Annotated in this window: 17 protein-coding genes; 10 read left to right on the top strand and 7 right to left on the bottom strand. The window is 69.5% G+C overall.

Features of this window, described 5'->3' with window-relative positions; all coding sequences use genetic code 11:
* Nucleotides 1-28 precede the first annotated feature (28 nt).
* From BrevBR_RS02200 to BrevBR_RS02180, 5 genes are all read left to right on the top strand, one after another.
* The gene (locus BrevBR_RS02200; RefSeq protein ID WP_332640822.1) at nucleotides 29-346 is read left to right on the top strand and encodes a hypothetical protein; all 318 of its coding nucleotides are present in this window, start codon (nucleotides 29-31) and stop codon (nucleotides 344-346) included.
* Between the two features lie 245 nt (nucleotides 347-591).
* Nucleotides 592-1125, top strand: coding sequence for a hypothetical protein (locus BrevBR_RS02195; protein WP_339999786.1), 534 nt, complete (start codon nucleotides 592-594; stop codon nucleotides 1123-1125).
* Between the two features lie 105 nt (nucleotides 1126-1230).
* Nucleotides 1231-1536: an SCP2 sterol-binding domain-containing protein gene (locus BrevBR_RS02190; protein ID WP_332640820.1), complete on the top strand. Its 306-nt coding sequence runs from the start codon at nucleotides 1231-1233 to the stop codon at nucleotides 1534-1536.
* Between the two features lie 75 nt (nucleotides 1537-1611).
* Entirely contained in the window at nucleotides 1612-2820 is a 1209-nt protein-coding gene (locus BrevBR_RS02185; protein ID WP_339999785.1) for an acyl-CoA dehydrogenase family protein, read from the top strand.
* Nucleotides 2821-2944: 124 nt separating this feature from the next.
* Nucleotides 2945-4828 carry an ABCB family ABC transporter ATP-binding protein/permease gene (locus BrevBR_RS02180; protein WP_340000750.1) on the top strand — a complete coding sequence of 628 codons (1884 nt, stop codon included), beginning with the start codon at nucleotides 2945-2947 and terminating at the stop codon, nucleotides 4826-4828.
* Here BrevBR_RS02180 and BrevBR_RS02175 read toward each other — a convergent pair whose 3' ends face one another.
* From BrevBR_RS02175 to BrevBR_RS02160, 4 genes are all read right to left on the bottom strand, one after another.
* On the bottom strand, nucleotides 4829-5302 hold the full coding sequence (locus BrevBR_RS02175) for a chemotaxis protein CheE (protein ID WP_339999784.1): 474 nt from the start codon (nucleotides 5300-5302) through the stop codon (nucleotides 4829-4831). It lies immediately after the preceding gene.
* Entirely contained in the window at nucleotides 5303-5878 is a 576-nt protein-coding gene (locus BrevBR_RS02170; protein ID WP_339999783.1) for a response regulator, read from the bottom strand. It lies immediately after the preceding gene.
* An 82-nt stretch (nucleotides 5879-5960) separates the two neighbouring features.
* Entirely contained in the window at nucleotides 5961-6911 is a 951-nt protein-coding gene (locus BrevBR_RS02165; protein ID WP_332640816.1) for an acetyl-CoA carboxylase carboxyltransferase subunit alpha, read from the bottom strand.
* 83 nt (nucleotides 6912-6994) lie between these two features.
* Complete coding sequence (locus tag BrevBR_RS02160) at nucleotides 6995-7894, bottom strand: site-specific tyrosine recombinase XerD (RefSeq protein WP_339999782.1); 900 nt, start codon at nucleotides 7892-7894, stop codon at nucleotides 6995-6997.
* Between the two features lie 56 nt (nucleotides 7895-7950).
* On the opposite strand from BrevBR_RS02160, the gene BrevBR_RS02155 reads away from it, so the two are divergent.
* Nucleotides 7951-8556: a shikimate kinase gene (locus tag BrevBR_RS02155; protein ID WP_445214736.1), complete on the top strand. Its 606-nt coding sequence runs from the start codon at nucleotides 7951-7953 to the stop codon at nucleotides 8554-8556.
* Nucleotides 8553-9659: a 3-dehydroquinate synthase gene (gene aroB / locus BrevBR_RS02150; protein ID WP_339999780.1), complete on the top strand. Its 1107-nt coding sequence runs from the start codon at nucleotides 8553-8555 to the stop codon at nucleotides 9657-9659. Before BrevBR_RS02155 ends, aroB begins: the two co-directional genes overlap by 4 nt.
* Nucleotides 9660-9698: 39 nt before the next feature.
* Here the strand turns inward: aroB and BrevBR_RS02145 are convergent, their stop codons facing one another.
* Both BrevBR_RS02145 and tadA read right to left on the bottom strand, forming a co-directional pair.
* Nucleotides 9699-10103 (bottom strand): MliC family protein, encoded by a 405-nt coding sequence (locus BrevBR_RS02145; RefSeq protein ID WP_332640812.1) that lies wholly within the window; start codon nucleotides 10101-10103, stop codon nucleotides 9699-9701.
* 39 nt (nucleotides 10104-10142) lie between these two features.
* Entirely contained in the window at nucleotides 10143-10628 is a 486-nt protein-coding gene (gene tadA / locus BrevBR_RS02140) for a tRNA adenosine(34) deaminase TadA (protein WP_339999779.1), read from the bottom strand.
* Here tadA and BrevBR_RS02135 point away from each other — a divergent pair.
* Nucleotides 10617-12074 (top strand): pseudouridine synthase, encoded by a 1458-nt coding sequence (locus BrevBR_RS02135; RefSeq protein ID WP_339999778.1) that lies wholly within the window; start codon nucleotides 10617-10619, stop codon nucleotides 12072-12074. The genes tadA and BrevBR_RS02135 overlap by 12 nt on opposite strands.
* A 3-nt stretch (nucleotides 12075-12077) precedes the next feature.
* Entirely contained in the window at nucleotides 12078-12653 is a 576-nt protein-coding gene (gene rsmD / locus BrevBR_RS02130) for a 16S rRNA (guanine(966)-N(2))-methyltransferase RsmD (RefSeq protein WP_332640809.1), read from the top strand.
* On the opposite strand, the gene BrevBR_RS02125 is transcribed toward rsmD, so the two are convergent.
* Nucleotides 12636-12911, bottom strand: coding sequence for a YjhX family toxin (locus BrevBR_RS02125; protein ID WP_332640808.1), 276 nt, complete (start codon nucleotides 12909-12911; stop codon nucleotides 12636-12638). The genes rsmD and BrevBR_RS02125 overlap by 18 nt on opposite strands.
* 251 nt (nucleotides 12912-13162) lie before the next feature.
* Here BrevBR_RS02125 and BrevBR_RS02120 point away from each other — a divergent pair, with 251 nt between their 5' ends.
* On the top strand, nucleotides 13163-14191 hold the full coding sequence (locus tag BrevBR_RS02120; protein ID WP_339999777.1) for a Kelch repeat-containing protein: 1029 nt from the start codon (nucleotides 13163-13165) through the stop codon (nucleotides 14189-14191).
* The last annotated feature ends 78 nt before the right edge of the window (nucleotides 14192-14269 follow it).

The following is a 14269-nucleotide window of genomic DNA, read 5'->3' as shown; positions in this document are numbered from 1 at the left end:
CCTTTTCAGGCCCTCCGGAGAGATCGAAATGCGCGCTTTCACCCCTGTTGTCGGCCTGGCGGCTCTGGCTGCGGCGGCGATTCTTCCCGCAGGGCTGGTGAGCGCCGGCGACGCTGGACAGCCGGCCGCACGGTCGAACGCACGCCCGGTCCTGATCTGCGCCACGGACGCCGCGACCCGCCGCGCCTTCACCCGCGAACACGGGGCCGCTCCGATCTTCGTCACCGCCCGCGAGGCCCTGTCGGTGCGAAGCTCCGACCCGGCCTGGACCACGCCCCGCTGCATGACCGCCCGTGAGCATGCCCGCTATCGCGACGCCGCAACTGCCTACGCGGCCGTTCGCTAGGCGTCAGTTGGTCTCGCCGTCCCGGGCCGGGAGACCGGCCGGGATGAAGGCGAAGCTCTGGACGGCCTGACAACCAGAGCCGTTTTGAACTCCAACCCGTCTGGAGGGTTGCAGGAGCGCCGCTTCAGCTCTGGTGCTTCCCTATGGTTCGCGATCCCGTTCCGCCCCGATCCCCGTTCGATCTCGCGCCGCGCCCCCCACGCCGGGTTCGGCCCGCGCATCTGACGGCGATAGGCGCCGTCAGCGTGGCGGCTCTGGGCCTGATGGGATTGAAATTCGTCACCTTGCCCGATGCGGCCGCCGTGGCCCCGGGTGACGCCCTGAAGATCGAGGTCGTGGCCCCCGTCGAGCCGAAGCCGGTTCCGGGGTCGGTGATGGAGGTGGGCGAACTGGTTGACGGTTTCCGCTATGTCCCGCCCCGCCCGGCGGAGCCGCCTCTCCATGACGTGGCGTGGAGCGAGGACGAGGATTTCGCGCCCTGGGCGCCCCCCGTGCAGCATGCCGAAGTGCGGCGCTACAACTCAGCCGAGGCGCCCGCGCCGTCAGAGCCCGAACCCCCTCGCCGCGAACGGGATCGCCGCTGGTTCGGTTTCGACAATCCCCTGCCGGACTTCGGGGCCGAACGCCGCGCGCGGCAGGCGCGTCTTGATGCTCTGGAAGACCAGCGCCGGGCGGAGCGCGACGCCCGCGGCGACAGTCGGCGATACTATTCCGCGCCCGCGCCCGACCGACCCGCCGACGAGAGTGACGAGGGCCCGTATGGCCCCGAGGTCGGTTGAAGCGCCAGGACCGCATCCCGTCGCGCCAACTTGACCCGACGTGATCTTGGCGCCGCTCCCTGAGCGGTCTAGGTCGATGGCTCAACGTCCTTCAGGGAGAGACCCATGGCCGACCTGGCTCAAGTCACCGAACACATTCGCGGCGCCGTGGGCGACAACTCCGGTCTGGGCAAGACCGTGAAGATCGATCTGGGCGACGTCGGCAAGATCTTCATCGACGGCGCCTCGGTTCCGAACACCGTCACCAACGAAGACAAGCCCGCCGACGCCACGGTCTCGATCAGCTGGGACGACTTCATGGCCCTGTCGGCCGGCCAGCTGGATCCGATGATGGCCTTCATGCAGGGCAAGCTGAAGATCGCCGGCGACATGATGATCGCCCAGAAGCTGGCCCCGCTGCTGAAGCGCTGATTGTGATCTGAAGCAAGGCTTTCCGCGGCGCGGTCCCCTATGGGATCGCGCCGTTTTCTTTTCCGGAGCGAGACCATGGAATTCCGCCACAGCGACAGGGCCCTGCACTGGCAGGAGCGGGTAGGGCGGTTCCTCGAGGACCATGTCCTGCCGCGCGAGGAAGAGTATCGCGCCCAGGTGCGCGAAAATCCCCGGCGCCAGCCCCCCGCCATGGAGGAGATGAAGGCCCGGGCCCGCGAGGCCGGCCTGTGGAACATGTTCCTGCCCGGCGATCACGGCGCGGGCCTGACCAACCTCGAATACGCTCCGCTGGCCGAGTTGATGGGCCGCCACCTGTGGTCGGCCGAGGTGTTCAACTGCAACGCCCCCGACACCGGCAATATGGAAGTGCTCCATATGTACGGGAACGAGGCCCAGCAGGCGCAATGGCTCAAGCCCCTGATGGCCGGCGAGATCCGGTCGGCCTTCCTGATGACCGAGCCCGAGGTCGCCTCCTCGGACGCCACCAACATCCAGACCCGCATCGTCCGCGACGGCGACCACTATGTCATCAACGGCCGCAAATGGTGGTCGACCAACATGGCCCACCCCAACGTTGCGGTGACCATCGTGATGGGCAAGACCGACCCCGACGCCTCGGTCCACACCCAGCAGTCGCAGATCATCGTTCCCGTCGACACGCCCGGCTTCCGCGTCGAACGGATGCTGTCGGTGTTCGGCTATGACGAACTGCCGATCGGCCACGCCGAGGTGGTGCTGGAGAATGTCCGCGTCCCGGTCGAAAACCTGATCGCGGGGGAGGGACGCGGCTTCGAGATCGCCCAGGGCCGCCTCGGGCCCGGCCGCATCCACCACTGCATGCGCGTCATCGGCATGACGGAACGCGCGCTTGAGCTGATGGTCCAGCGCCTGCTGTCGCGCACCGCCTTCCGCAAGTCCCTGGCCGAACACTCGGTCTGGGAACAGCGGGTCGGCGAGGCCCGCACCAATATCGAGATGTGCCGCCTGCTGGTGCTCAAGGCCGCCTGGATGATGGACGAGGCCGGGGCGAAAAACGCCAAGTCCGAGATCGCCCAGATCAAGGTCGCGGCCCCGCGCATGGCGCTTCAGGTCATCGACGACGCCATCCAGGCCTATGGCGGCGCCGGCGTCTCGGCCGATACGCCGCTGGCCGAGATGTACGCGATGGTCCGCACCCTGCGTATCGCCGACGGCCCCGACGAGGTCCACAACCGCACCGTGGCGCGGCTGGAATACGCCAAACACGGCGGTCGGCAGGGATAGCCGCAACGGCGCATTCCTCTGTCCACCGTATGCAGTTCATGCGGTCCGGTCGGACCCGTTTTCGCCTGCGGTCACTGCGCCCTTTGCGCTGCGGCCCTCACGGTCCATATCTCCGCCCATGGCGATGCACGGTGAACGGTCGGGACGACGGGGTGATTCAGTAGCGAAGGCGGGGCAGGCCGGAGTCGTTCCCCCGGCGGACGGACCGCCGACCTGGCAGGCGCTCGGCGATCTGATCAGACTGGTCGGCCGCTCCAACGCCCCGCAACTGCGTCTGCGCCTGGTCGCGGCCGTCGCCATGACCCTGGGCGGCAAGGCGCTGGGCGTGCTGGCGCCGCTGGTGCTGGGCGCGGCGGTCAACCATCTGGCGGCGGGGCAGGGGGCGGGCGTCGCCTTCGGCATGGGCTTCGCGGCCTTCGCCCTCGGTTGGGCCCTTGTGCGCCTGCTGTCGGCTATCGCGCCCAACGCGTCCGACGTGGTCTTCGCGCCCGTCCGCTCGGCGGCCCAGCGCACGGCCGCCGCCGAAACCTTCGCCCATGCGCTGAGCCTGTCGCTGGACTTCCACCAGACCAAACGCTCGGGCTCCCTCTCGCGAACGATGGATCGCGGCGCCCGTTCGGTCGACTTCCTGCTGCGTATCCTCGCCTTCAACCTCGTGCCCACCGGCGTCGAGCTTGTGCTGGCGGCGGGCGTCCTGGCGGGCAAGTACGACTGGCGTTTCGGCGCCGTGGCCGTCGGCGTGGTCGCCGTCTACGCCGCCTCGACCTTCGCCCTGTCCAACTGGCGGCTCGAGCATCGCCGGGAGATGAACGCCGCCGACACCGAGGCCGCCGGGGTCTCGGTCGACGCCCTGTTGAACTACGAGACCGTCAAATCCTTCGGGGCCGAGGCCCGCGCCGCGCGAACCTATGACAATGCGCTGGGCGACTACACCCGCGCCGCCCTGAAGGCGAACAGCTCCCTGGCCCTGCTGAACGTCATGCAGGCGGTGATCATGAACGTCGGCCTCGGGATCATGGCCGTCATGGCGGGCTTCGAGGCCGCCGCCGGCCGCATGGGCCCCGGCGACGTGACCGCCGCCGTCCTGATCATGATCTCCCTGTATGCGCCGCTGAACATCCTCGGCTTCGCCTATCGCGAAATCCGCCAGTCCTTCATCGACATGGAGGAGATGCTGAAGGTCACGCGCCAGACGCCCCAGGTCGCCGACGCCGCCGACGCCATCCCCCTGCCGCGCCCCGTGGATGCAAAGGGCGCGTCCCTGGCCTTCGAACAGGTCGGTTTCCGTCACGACTCCCGCGCCAACGGACTGGAAGACGTCAGCTTCTTCGCCCCGCCGGGCACCACCACGGCGCTGGTCGGTCCCTCCGGTTCGGGCAAGTCCACCATCGTCAAACTGGCCCTGCGCCTGCTCGATCCCCAGGAGGGCCGGGTGCTGATCGACGGTTTCGACGCCCGTCAGGTGACACAGGAATCCCTGCGCGCCGCCGTCGCCCTGGTGCCGCAGGACGTGGCCCTGTTCAACGACACGATCCGCGCCAACATCGGCTTCGCCCGTCCCGATGCGGACGAGACCGCCATCTGGGCCGCAGCCGAGGCGGCCGAGCTGTCGAATTTCATCCGCGAACTGCCCGACGGCATGGATACGAAGGTCGGCGAGCGCGGCTTGAAACTGTCGGGCGGCGAGCGTCAGCGGGTCGGCATCGCCCGCGCCCTGCTGGCCGACCCCTGCGTCCTGATCCTCGACGAGGCGACCAGCGCGCTGGACAGCCGCACCGAGGCCGCCATCCAGAAGACCCTGCGCCGGGCGCGCACCGGCCGCACCACCCTGGTCGTCGCCCATCGCCTGTCGACCATCGCCGACGCCGATCAGATTCTGGTGCTGAAGGCCGGCCGCATCGTCGAACGGGGCGCGCACCATGAACTGGTGGCGCGTCAGGGCGGGGAATATGCGGCGCTGTGGCGCAAACAGACCCGCGGCGCCCGGACGGACCGCCAGCCGGCCTGATCAGACCTGGGGCGGCAGCTTGCGGTCGGCGACCATCTTCAGACTCTCCAGCACCGTGGCCCGCGCGGCGGCGTCCTCCAGCGGCAAATTCTGCAGCAGGCGCAGCGAGCGGGCGTGAACGGTGACGATGCGCCAGTCGAAGGTCCGGTCGGCCGTCGCGCCGTCGATCAGGTCGCACAGGCCGCTGGCGGCGCTGCAAAGGTCCAGCAGCTCGAACGGGCTGGCGGCGTCGATGACGGCGTTGGCCGCGCGATACGCCTCGTTCAGCCGAAAGGCCTGTTCCTCTGGATTGGCGGGCGGAGCCACGGATTCCAGGGCGGCGATCTGGACGTCCACAACCGTCATCGCCTCGGCGCGCCTGGCCTCGATATTGGCGCGCGCCTGCTCCAGCGCGGCGCCGACGCTGACGCCGCCGGGCGCGTCGATCATCTTCGAGAGATTCGACCGCTGCCGGGCGTGGGTAATCACTGCCATTTACTGATCGTCTTCCACGGCCGCCCGCCCGGCCTGTTCTGCCTCAAAAGCCGCCTTGCGAATGACAGCCGCGCGCCGTTCGTCCGAGGGCGGGCCCCGATCGCGGATGCGACGGTCCGGGCCAAAATAGTCGCCGACCTCCAGAAACGGACGCACGTCACGGGCCACCCAGACGATTCTTTCAAGCAGGGTCGCGGCGCTGAACGGCTTTGTGACCACGAAATTCGCGCCGCAGTCGCGGGCCTCGGTGAGCTTGGATCGGCGCATGTGGGCGGCGGTCATGATGACCGGCGCCAAGGCGTTCGCCTGGGCCGACCGGCGCATCCAGCGCACCAGTTCATAGCCGTCGACGCTGGGCATCTCGCAGTCCACGACCAGGAGGTCGATGGGCTGGTCAGCCAGAATTTCCATGGCCTCGGCCGCGCTCTGGCAGGTGTAGCTGGTCCGGATGCCGAACCCTCTCAGGGCCTGACAGGTCAGGTCGAGTCCGAACGAGGAATCATCGACCACCATCGTCGTCGCGGAAGTCAGATTGATGACCGCGCTTTCTCGGAGGGCCTCGCCGACACCGCTCATACTGGACCTGCTACACGGCGATTCTGTAACCGCCTACACGACCGTGCCAGATGACATGCCAGAGTAGAAGGAGTGGTTAACGCTAACTTGCGCGACCGATGGCGTAGAAGCGGTCCGCCCGCGCCTTGCGCAGTTGGTCCGGGGTCATTCCGGACAGGTCCTTCAGCTCTTCGGCCAGTACGTCGCCGACCGTCGCGATGGCCGCCTCCGGGTCCGCATGAGCCCCGCCGATCGGCTCGGGAATGATCCGGTCGATGATCTTGAGTTCAAGCAGGTCGGGGGCCGTGATCTTCATGGCCATGGCGGCGTCCCGGGCCCGGGCCCCGTCGCGCCACAGGATGCCGGCCGCCCCTTCCGGCGAGATCACCGAATAGATCGAATGTTCCAGCATCAGCACCCGGCCCGCCGCGGCGATGGCGATGGCGCCGCCCGATCCGCCCTCGCCGGTGATGGTCGCGATCGAGGGCACGCCCAGCGTCAGACAACGTTCGGTCGAACGGGCGATGGCCTCGGCCTGACCGCGCTCCTCGGCCCCGAGGCCGGGATAGGCGCCGGCGGTGTCGACGAAGGTCAGGACGGGCAGGCCATACTGTTCGGCCAGATCCATCAGCCGGACGGCCTTGCGATAACCCTCGGGCCGCGCCATGCCGAAATTATGGACCACCCGCGTCTGGGTGTCATAGCCCTTCTCGTGTCCCATCAGGACCACCGGCTCGCCCCGGAACCGGGCCAGACCGCCCAGAATCGCCTGGTCGTCGCCAAACTGCCGGTCGCCCTTCAGCTCGACGAAGTCGGTGAACAGGCCGTCGACATAGTCGACGAAATGCGGCCGCTGGGGATGCCGCGCGACCTGGGTCTTCATCCACGGGTCGAGACCGGCGTAGGTCTTCTTGCGAAGGTGTTCGGCCTTCTGGCGCAGTCCCTCGACCTCGGCGTCGAACGAGCCGGAGGTCGAGGAGAGCAGGTTCAGCTCCTCGATCTTCGCCTCCAGATCGGCGATCGGTTTTTCGAACTCGAGGTAGTGCACGGCCATAAGGCGTCCGGAACAGGCGCGCCCTTGGCGCATCGGAAGGCGGCGGAACCTAGTCAGGTCAACGCCGGTGAGCAAGCTACGGTTCAGTCGTCCTGCGCAAGAGGGTGTTTGCTTTTCACCACCTGCGCCAGCCGGTCGGTGGCGACGTGAGTGTAGATCTGGGTCGTGGCGATGTCCGCATGGCCCAGCAGGGTCTGGACAACGCGCAAATCGGCCCCGCCGTCCAGCAGATGGGTGGCGAAGGCGTGGCGCAGGACGTGGGGGCTGACCCGGGCAGGGTCGATCCCGGCGTCGAGCGCGGCCTGATCCAGCAACTGAGCGAAACGGCGCGGGGTCAGATGCCCTGTGGCCGACGACGAGGGGAACAGCCACGGACTGTCCGGGGCCTTTTCCGGCCGGGCGGCGTCCCGAGCGACCAGCCAGACCTTGACCGCCTCGCGCGCCGAGGCGTTCAGCGGGGCCAGCCGTTCCTTGCCGCCCTTGCCGCGGACGATCAGCCATGCCGGGTCGCGGCGCACCGCCTCCAGCCGCAAGCCCAGCAGTTCGGACACGCGCAGGCCTGACGCATAGGCCAGTTCCACCAGCGCCACCATCCGCAGGCCCGCCGCGCCGTCATGGGCGGAGGCGGCGGCCAGCAGCCGCCCGATTTCGTCACCCGACAGGGTGCGGGGCAGGCTGCGGCCCTGTTTCGGTGCGTCCAGCCGCCGCGAAGGGTCATCAGCGCGCCATCCTTCGCCGAGAGCGAACCGATAGAACTGCCGCACCGCCGACCGCCGCCGCGCCTGTGTCGCCGGCGACAGGCCTTGCCGCGCCAGACCGGCATACCAAGCCTCCAGCTCCGCCTCGTCGCCCTTCATCAGTCCGCCCTCGACTCCCGTCTCGGCGTCGGCCAGATCGCGGCCATAGGCGGACAGGGTGTGGGGCGAGGCGTCGCGTTCGACGGCCATCATTTCCAGAAAGGCTTCGATCTGCGGCGTGCTCATGCGTCGTGGCGCTTCCCGACGGCGATGCTTGGTGTAGAGGATGGGGCTGTCATGCCGTGCCTGTCCGCACCCCGTCCGTCGTCGAGCCGCCGCCCGCGAGGCCGTGCGTGAGCCATGCCGTGACGATTCCCGTCCATGAACGCACCATAGCCCTGGTCGGGCTTATGGGCGTGGGCAAATCGACCGTCGGGCGCCGCCTGGCCAAACGTCTGGGCCTGCCCTTCGCCGACGGCGACGTGGAGATCGAGGCCGCCGCGGGCATGACCGTCTCCGATATCTTCGCGCAACTGGGCGAGGCCGAGTTTCGCGCCGGAGAAGCCCGCGTGATGAAAAGGCTCCTGGAGGGCCCGCGTATGGTGCTGGCCACCGGCGGGGGGGCGATCCTGAATCAGGACACCCGCGCCGCGCTCAAGGATCGGGCCGTCACCGTCTGGATGCGCGCCGACCTGAAGACCGTGGCCGAACGGGTGCAGCGGCGCGACACCCGCCCGCTGTTGCGCGGCCGCGACCCGCTGCAGGCCCTCACCGCCATGGCCGAGGTCCGATATCCCTTCTATGGCCTGGCCGACGTGACGGTCGACGTCGCCACGGGCGCCCATGCCGAAGCCGTCGAGGCGATCGTACGGGCGCTGGAGGCCCATGCGGCGGAGCAGACCGCATGACCGCTATCCTTCCGGTCAGCGGAACCCGTTTCGAGCCCTATGACGTCGTCGTCGGCCGCGGACTCACGGCGGAGCTGGGAGCGCGGGTCGCGCCTTTCGCAAAGGGCCGCACGGTCATCATCACCGACGAGACGGTCGCGGCCCTGCACGGCCCCGCCGTTCTCGCGTCTCTGCAGGCAGCGGGCATCCGCGCCCGGCTGCTGACCATTCCGCCCGGCGAGGGCTCAAAATCTTTCACCGAACTGGAGCGGGTGATCGACCGGCTGCTGGCCTTCGGTCTCGACCGTCGGGGTCTGATCATCGCCCTGGGCGGCGGCGTGGTCGGCGACCTGGCCGGACTGGCGGCCGCCCTCTACATGCGCGGCATCGACGTCGTCCAGGCGCCCACGACGCTTCTGGCCCAGGTCGATTCCTCGGTCGGCGGCAAGACCGCCATCGATACTCCGCGCGGCAAGAATCTGGTCGGCGTCTTCCATCAGCCCCGTCTGGTTGTGGCCGACATCGACCTGCTGGCCACCCTGCCGGAGCGCCAGCTGCGCTCGGGCTGGGCTGAGGTTCTGAAGCACGGTCTGATCTGCGACGCGGAATTCTTCGACTGGCTGGCGGGCGAGGGGGCTGTCGGGGCCGGGGGCGATCCCGCCGCCCTGACCCGCGCCGTGGTCCGCTCGATCGAGATCAAGAGCGCCGTCGTCGGCGAGGACGAGAAGGAGGCGGGGCGGCGCGCCTTGCTGAACCTGGGCCATACCTTCGGCCACGCCATAGAGGCCGAACTGGGCTTTGACGAGGACGCCCTGACCCACGGCGAGGCGGTGGCGCTGGGCTGCGCCCTGGCCTTCCGCTTCTCCGTCAGCCGGGGCCTTTGCCGGCCCGCCGACGCCGACCGGGTCGAGGCCGTCATCGCGGCCGCCGGCCTGCCCACGCGGCTTGAGCACGCCGGCGCCTTCAGCGCCGACCGTCTGCTGGGGCGCATGGCCGGTGACAAGAAGGCAGAGGGCGGTCGGCTGACCCTGATCCTCGCCCGCGCCATCGGTGACGCCTTTGTCGACAAGACGGTCGATGGCGTCGCTGCGAAGGCGTTCCTGAGGGCCGAGGGCGCGGCCTGAGCCGTTTCCGAGGGCCGGTCTGTCGAACTATCCGTTCGTCTAGTCGACGGCGCGGCAATCCGTCGGCGGCCGCCCGTCCGACGTCCAGGTCGCCATCACGCCCTTGCCGCGCAGCTCATAGCCCGAGGCGCGGTACCAGATGCCGTCCGGAGCTTGCTCCTGGTGGAGGTCGACAGCCTCGCCGCTGGAATTGCGGACGGTCGCCATCTGGCGCGGATTGTCGAAATCGACGGACAGGCGCTCGCTGTCATTGCACAGATAGACGGTGCGAATGACGCGATTGAGGGCGCGGTCCTGGGCCTCGGCCCCCGTACGCCGACGCGCGGTCTGGGCTTCCTGGGCCCGAGCCCGCACGGAATCGCCGTCTGTCGGCGCATCCTTCGGCTTCTGGCCGCAGGCGGTCAGTGCGACGGAGGCGACAGCGAGGGCGACGAGGAGCTTCATACGGACTCTCGAACAAGCGGAGCAATAAGGCCCCTCGGACTAACGTGCGTCAGGCGCCGCCGTTCCTTTGCGCCGCGCCCGGAAGAAACCCCGCAGCAGATCCCCGCCCTCCGCGGCCAGAACGCCGCCCTCGACGGCGGGCTTCCAGTGGCAGGTCGGCTGCTCGAAAAAGCGGGGTCCGTGCAGGACTGCGCCGCCCTTGGGATCGTCTGCGCCCCAGACCACCCGGCCGATCCGCGCGTGGCTGATGGCCCCGGCGCACATCGCGCACGGCTCCAGCGTCACATAGAGGGTCAGGCCCGTGAGACGATAATTTTCCAGCTTCTCCCCGGCCGCCCGCATCGCCGCGATCTCTGCGTGGGCGGTCGGATCATGCGCGCCGATGGGACCGTTTCGACCCTCGGCGATCACTTCTCCGGTGGTTTCATCGACGATGACGCAGCCCACGGGAGTCTCTCCCGCGTCCGCCGCCGCTTGCGCACATGCCAAGGCCATGTGCATGAACCGCTCATCATGGCCAGCCATCCCCGAGACAACGACAAGAAGCCGCGCCCGCGTCAAGACGACAGCCGCGACGGTCCCCGCAAACCTTTCGTCAAGCGCGCCGAAGGCGGCGACGATCGCGGCCCGCCCAAGGGCGGCAAATCCTTCGGTAAAGCGGGCGGCAAACCCTTCTCCAAGGATGGCAAGTCCGCGCCCAAGGCAGACGAGGGCCCCAAGCGCAGCGAACGCATCGCCAAGGCCATGGCCCGCGCCGGCATCGCCTCGCGCCGGGAGGTCGAACGGCTGATCGGCCTCGGCAAGGTGGCTGTGAACGGAAAGATCCTCGACACGCCCGCCGTGCTGGTCACGCGCGACGACGTCATCACCGTCGACGGCAAACCGATCGGCTCGGCCCAGGCGACCCGCGTCTGGCGCTACAACAAGCCCGCCGGCCTGGTGACCTCGCACAATGATCCGGGGGGCCGGCCCACGGTGTTCGACGCCCTGCCCAGCGGCCTGCCGCGCGTGATCTCGGTCGGCCGTCTCGACCTCAACACCGAGGGCCTGCTGCTGCTGACCAATGACGGCGAGCTGAGCCGGGCGCTGGAGCTGCCCCAGACCGAACTGGTGCGCCAGTACCGGGCCCGCGCCCGGGGCCGCGTCAGCCAGCTGCAGCTGGATTCTCTGAAGGACGGCGTCACCGTCGACGGCATCCGTTACGGCCCCATCGAGGCGACGCTGGACAAGGCCAAGGAGTCGGAAGGCAACAGCCCCGCCAATCTGTGGATCAGCGTCTCGATCACCGAGGGCAAGAATCGCGAGGTCCGCAAGGTTCTGGAACACCTCGGCCTGACCGTGAACCGGCTGATCCGTCTGGCCTATGGACCGTTCCAGCTGGGCACCCTGCCGACCGGTTCGGTCGAGGAGGTCGGCCCCCGCGTGATCCGCGAGATGCTGGCCCAGCATATCCGCCCCGAGAACCTGCCCCAGGGCAATACGGTCTCTACCCCGGCGCCGATCCCCGGCCGCCGCACCTCGGCGCCGATCGTCAAGGGCGCCTCGGGGTCGGCCATCTCGGACCCGTCGCGCAAGCCCAGCCGCGTCCGCGCCGCCGGCGCCGCTGCTGACGCCGCCGCGGAACGCGCCGCCCGTCCGCCGAAGAAGGCCGGCTGGGCCAAGGCCGGACCGAAGTTCGAACATCCGAAGAAGAATTTCACGCCCCGCGCCCGGCCCGAGGGCGCGGAAGCTGGCGAGCGTCCGAAACGCGTCTTCAAGCCCCGCGAGGATCAGTTCATCGACCGCCCGCGCGGCGATGCCCGCACCGGCGCCCGTCCCGCGGCCCGCAGCGACGAGCGGTCAGGCGACAAGCGGCCCTTCGAACGGAAGCCCGGAGGCTCGCCCTTCAAGGGGAAACCCGGCGGGTCGCGTCCCGGCGCCGGCCCGGCCGGCGGGCGCGGCAGTCCGCGCGGTCCGCGTTCCAAGGGCTGATCCGTGAGGATCGTCGCAGGCAGTCTGAAAGGCCGGTCCATCGTCACGCCGGAGGGGGAAGGCACGCGCCCGACCTCGGACCGCGCGCGGCAGGCCATCTTCAACGTCCTTGAGCACGCCGCCTGGGCCGAGCCGCTGGAGGGCCTGCGGGTCATGGACCTGTATGCCGGCTCGGGCGCGCTGGGCTTCGAGGCCATCAGTCGAGGCGCCGCCTTCGCCCTGTTCGTCGAGACCGACGAGGACGCCCGCGGCGCCATCCGCGAGAACGCCGACGCCTGGCATCTGATGGGTCGCACCCGCGTGCACCGGCGCAATGCGACGGATCTGGGCGTCCGTCCCGGTTCGGACGGCGAGGCTTTTGATCTCGCCTTCCTCGATCCGCCCTATCGCAAGGGGATGGGCGAGCAGACGCTGGTCCGGCTGCTGGAAGGCAACTGGCTCAAGCCCGGGGCGGTGGTCGTTTTCGAGCGCGGCTCGGACGAGCCCGAGATCGATACGCCGGGATATGAAAGGCTGGACGCGCGCGACTACGGCGCCGCGCGCGTCCTTTTCCTCCGGGTTCTACCAGCGGCGGGCTGAGACCCGGTTGTCGAGCTGGCTGCGCATGCGCGCCAGTCCGTCGCGGTTGACCCGGTAGGGACCGCCGCCGATCGAGGCGATCAGCCCCTTGGTCTTGAGCTTCTTCCAGACCGACAGGGTGCAGTCGGTCAGCAGGAAGCCGTCGCGGGTGAAGCAGTCGGCGCGCAGGATGCGGCCGTGAGTATCGCGTTCGAGCACGATCGCTCCGCCCTGCGCCAGGGCGTGCAGCGTGCGTTGCTCCGCACGGGAGATGTTCATTTCGTGGTGTCCGGAAAGGCGTGAAAGCTCTCGCCGGCGGCATTGTTCGAAGCGAAATCTGAGCCGGCCGCGGACGGCCGACCGATTTCGCTCCACACGCCGGCGTGCGGTTCAGAGGCTCTTCACAGTCGGCGCCGTGGAGGCCTCAGGCCTTTCGCGCAATCTCGGACATAGGCTTCCTGTCGGGGTGATCCCGAGGGTTTGACCCTGGCCGTATAGCGCAGGTCGGGATTCTGCGCCAGGCTGAGCCCATGACCCGGATGGACCGCCGCACCTTCCTCGCCGCCGCCGGAGCTACGGCCGCGGTTCCGTACGCCGTCTGCGCGGAGGCGTCCGCGTCGGCCTGGGTCGCCAGGACTTCGCTGCCATGGGCAGTGCAGGAGATTTACTGCGCCGTCTCGGGCGGCAGGATCGTCATCGCGGGCGGCTTGCGGCGAGGCGAAGGCAGCACCCTGATCATCGAGGATCGAACCGGCGTCTACGATCCAGCGGCCGACGCCTGGAGCGAGGGGCCGCGGCTGCCGGCGCCGCGCCACCATCCGATGCTGATCGCGGGGGACGACGGCCGGGTGTTCGTGTTCGGCGGCTACGGGCGGTCTGCCGAGGGCGACTGGACCGCCATGACCGACGTCTGGGCGCTGGACGCAAACGGCTGGATCCCGGTCGGCCGGATGCCCGGGCGGCTGTGCGAAACCGTGGGCGTCGGCATCGGGGGGCGAATGCATCTGGTCACGGGCCGTTCGCCGGCCGGCGCCGCCAACGCCCAGTGGAACGATCAGGCCGATACGGCCGCCCATCTGGTCTATGACCCGGCGGGCGACCGCTGGGAGACGGCGCGGCCCTGTCCGATGGCGAAGAACAGCGCGGCGGGCGCGGTTCTGGATGGAGCCATCTGGGTGGCCGGGGGGCGCACCGTAGGCGGCGGAGGCACGGGGCGGCTGGACCGCTATGATCCGGCCGCCGACCGCTGGGATACCTTGGCGCCCATTCCGCATTCCGGGGCCGCCGGTAATCAGGTCGGCGGCGGGCTGGCGATGGCGGCGGCGAGGGGCAGGCTGGTCGCCTTCGGCGGCGAATGGTTCGCCCGGGGCGGCGGCGGGGTGTTCGCCGAGACCTGGATCTACGACCCGGCGGCGGATCGCTGGGAGGCGGGGCCCGCGATGCGCACGCCGCGTCATGGATTGGCGGCCGCGGCGGTGGACGGCGTCGTCTACGCCCTCGCCGGAGGGGAAGTCGTGTCCGGCGGTCGCGCCGGCGGGGTGGTGGAAGCGCTGGTGTGAAGCCGTCGGACGCACGCGGCCCGGGAGCAGCCGCGCGCGTCCTTCCCAAGGCCGAACCGGGGGTGAGGGGCCCTGGGC

It is taken from the genome of Brevundimonas sp. BR2-1 (assembly GCF_037626195.1).
GTDB lineage: Bacteria > Pseudomonadota > Alphaproteobacteria > Caulobacterales > Caulobacteraceae > Brevundimonas.
The sequence above is the reverse complement of the archived record's forward strand: the minus strand, read 5'-3'. Positions and strand labels throughout refer to the sequence as shown.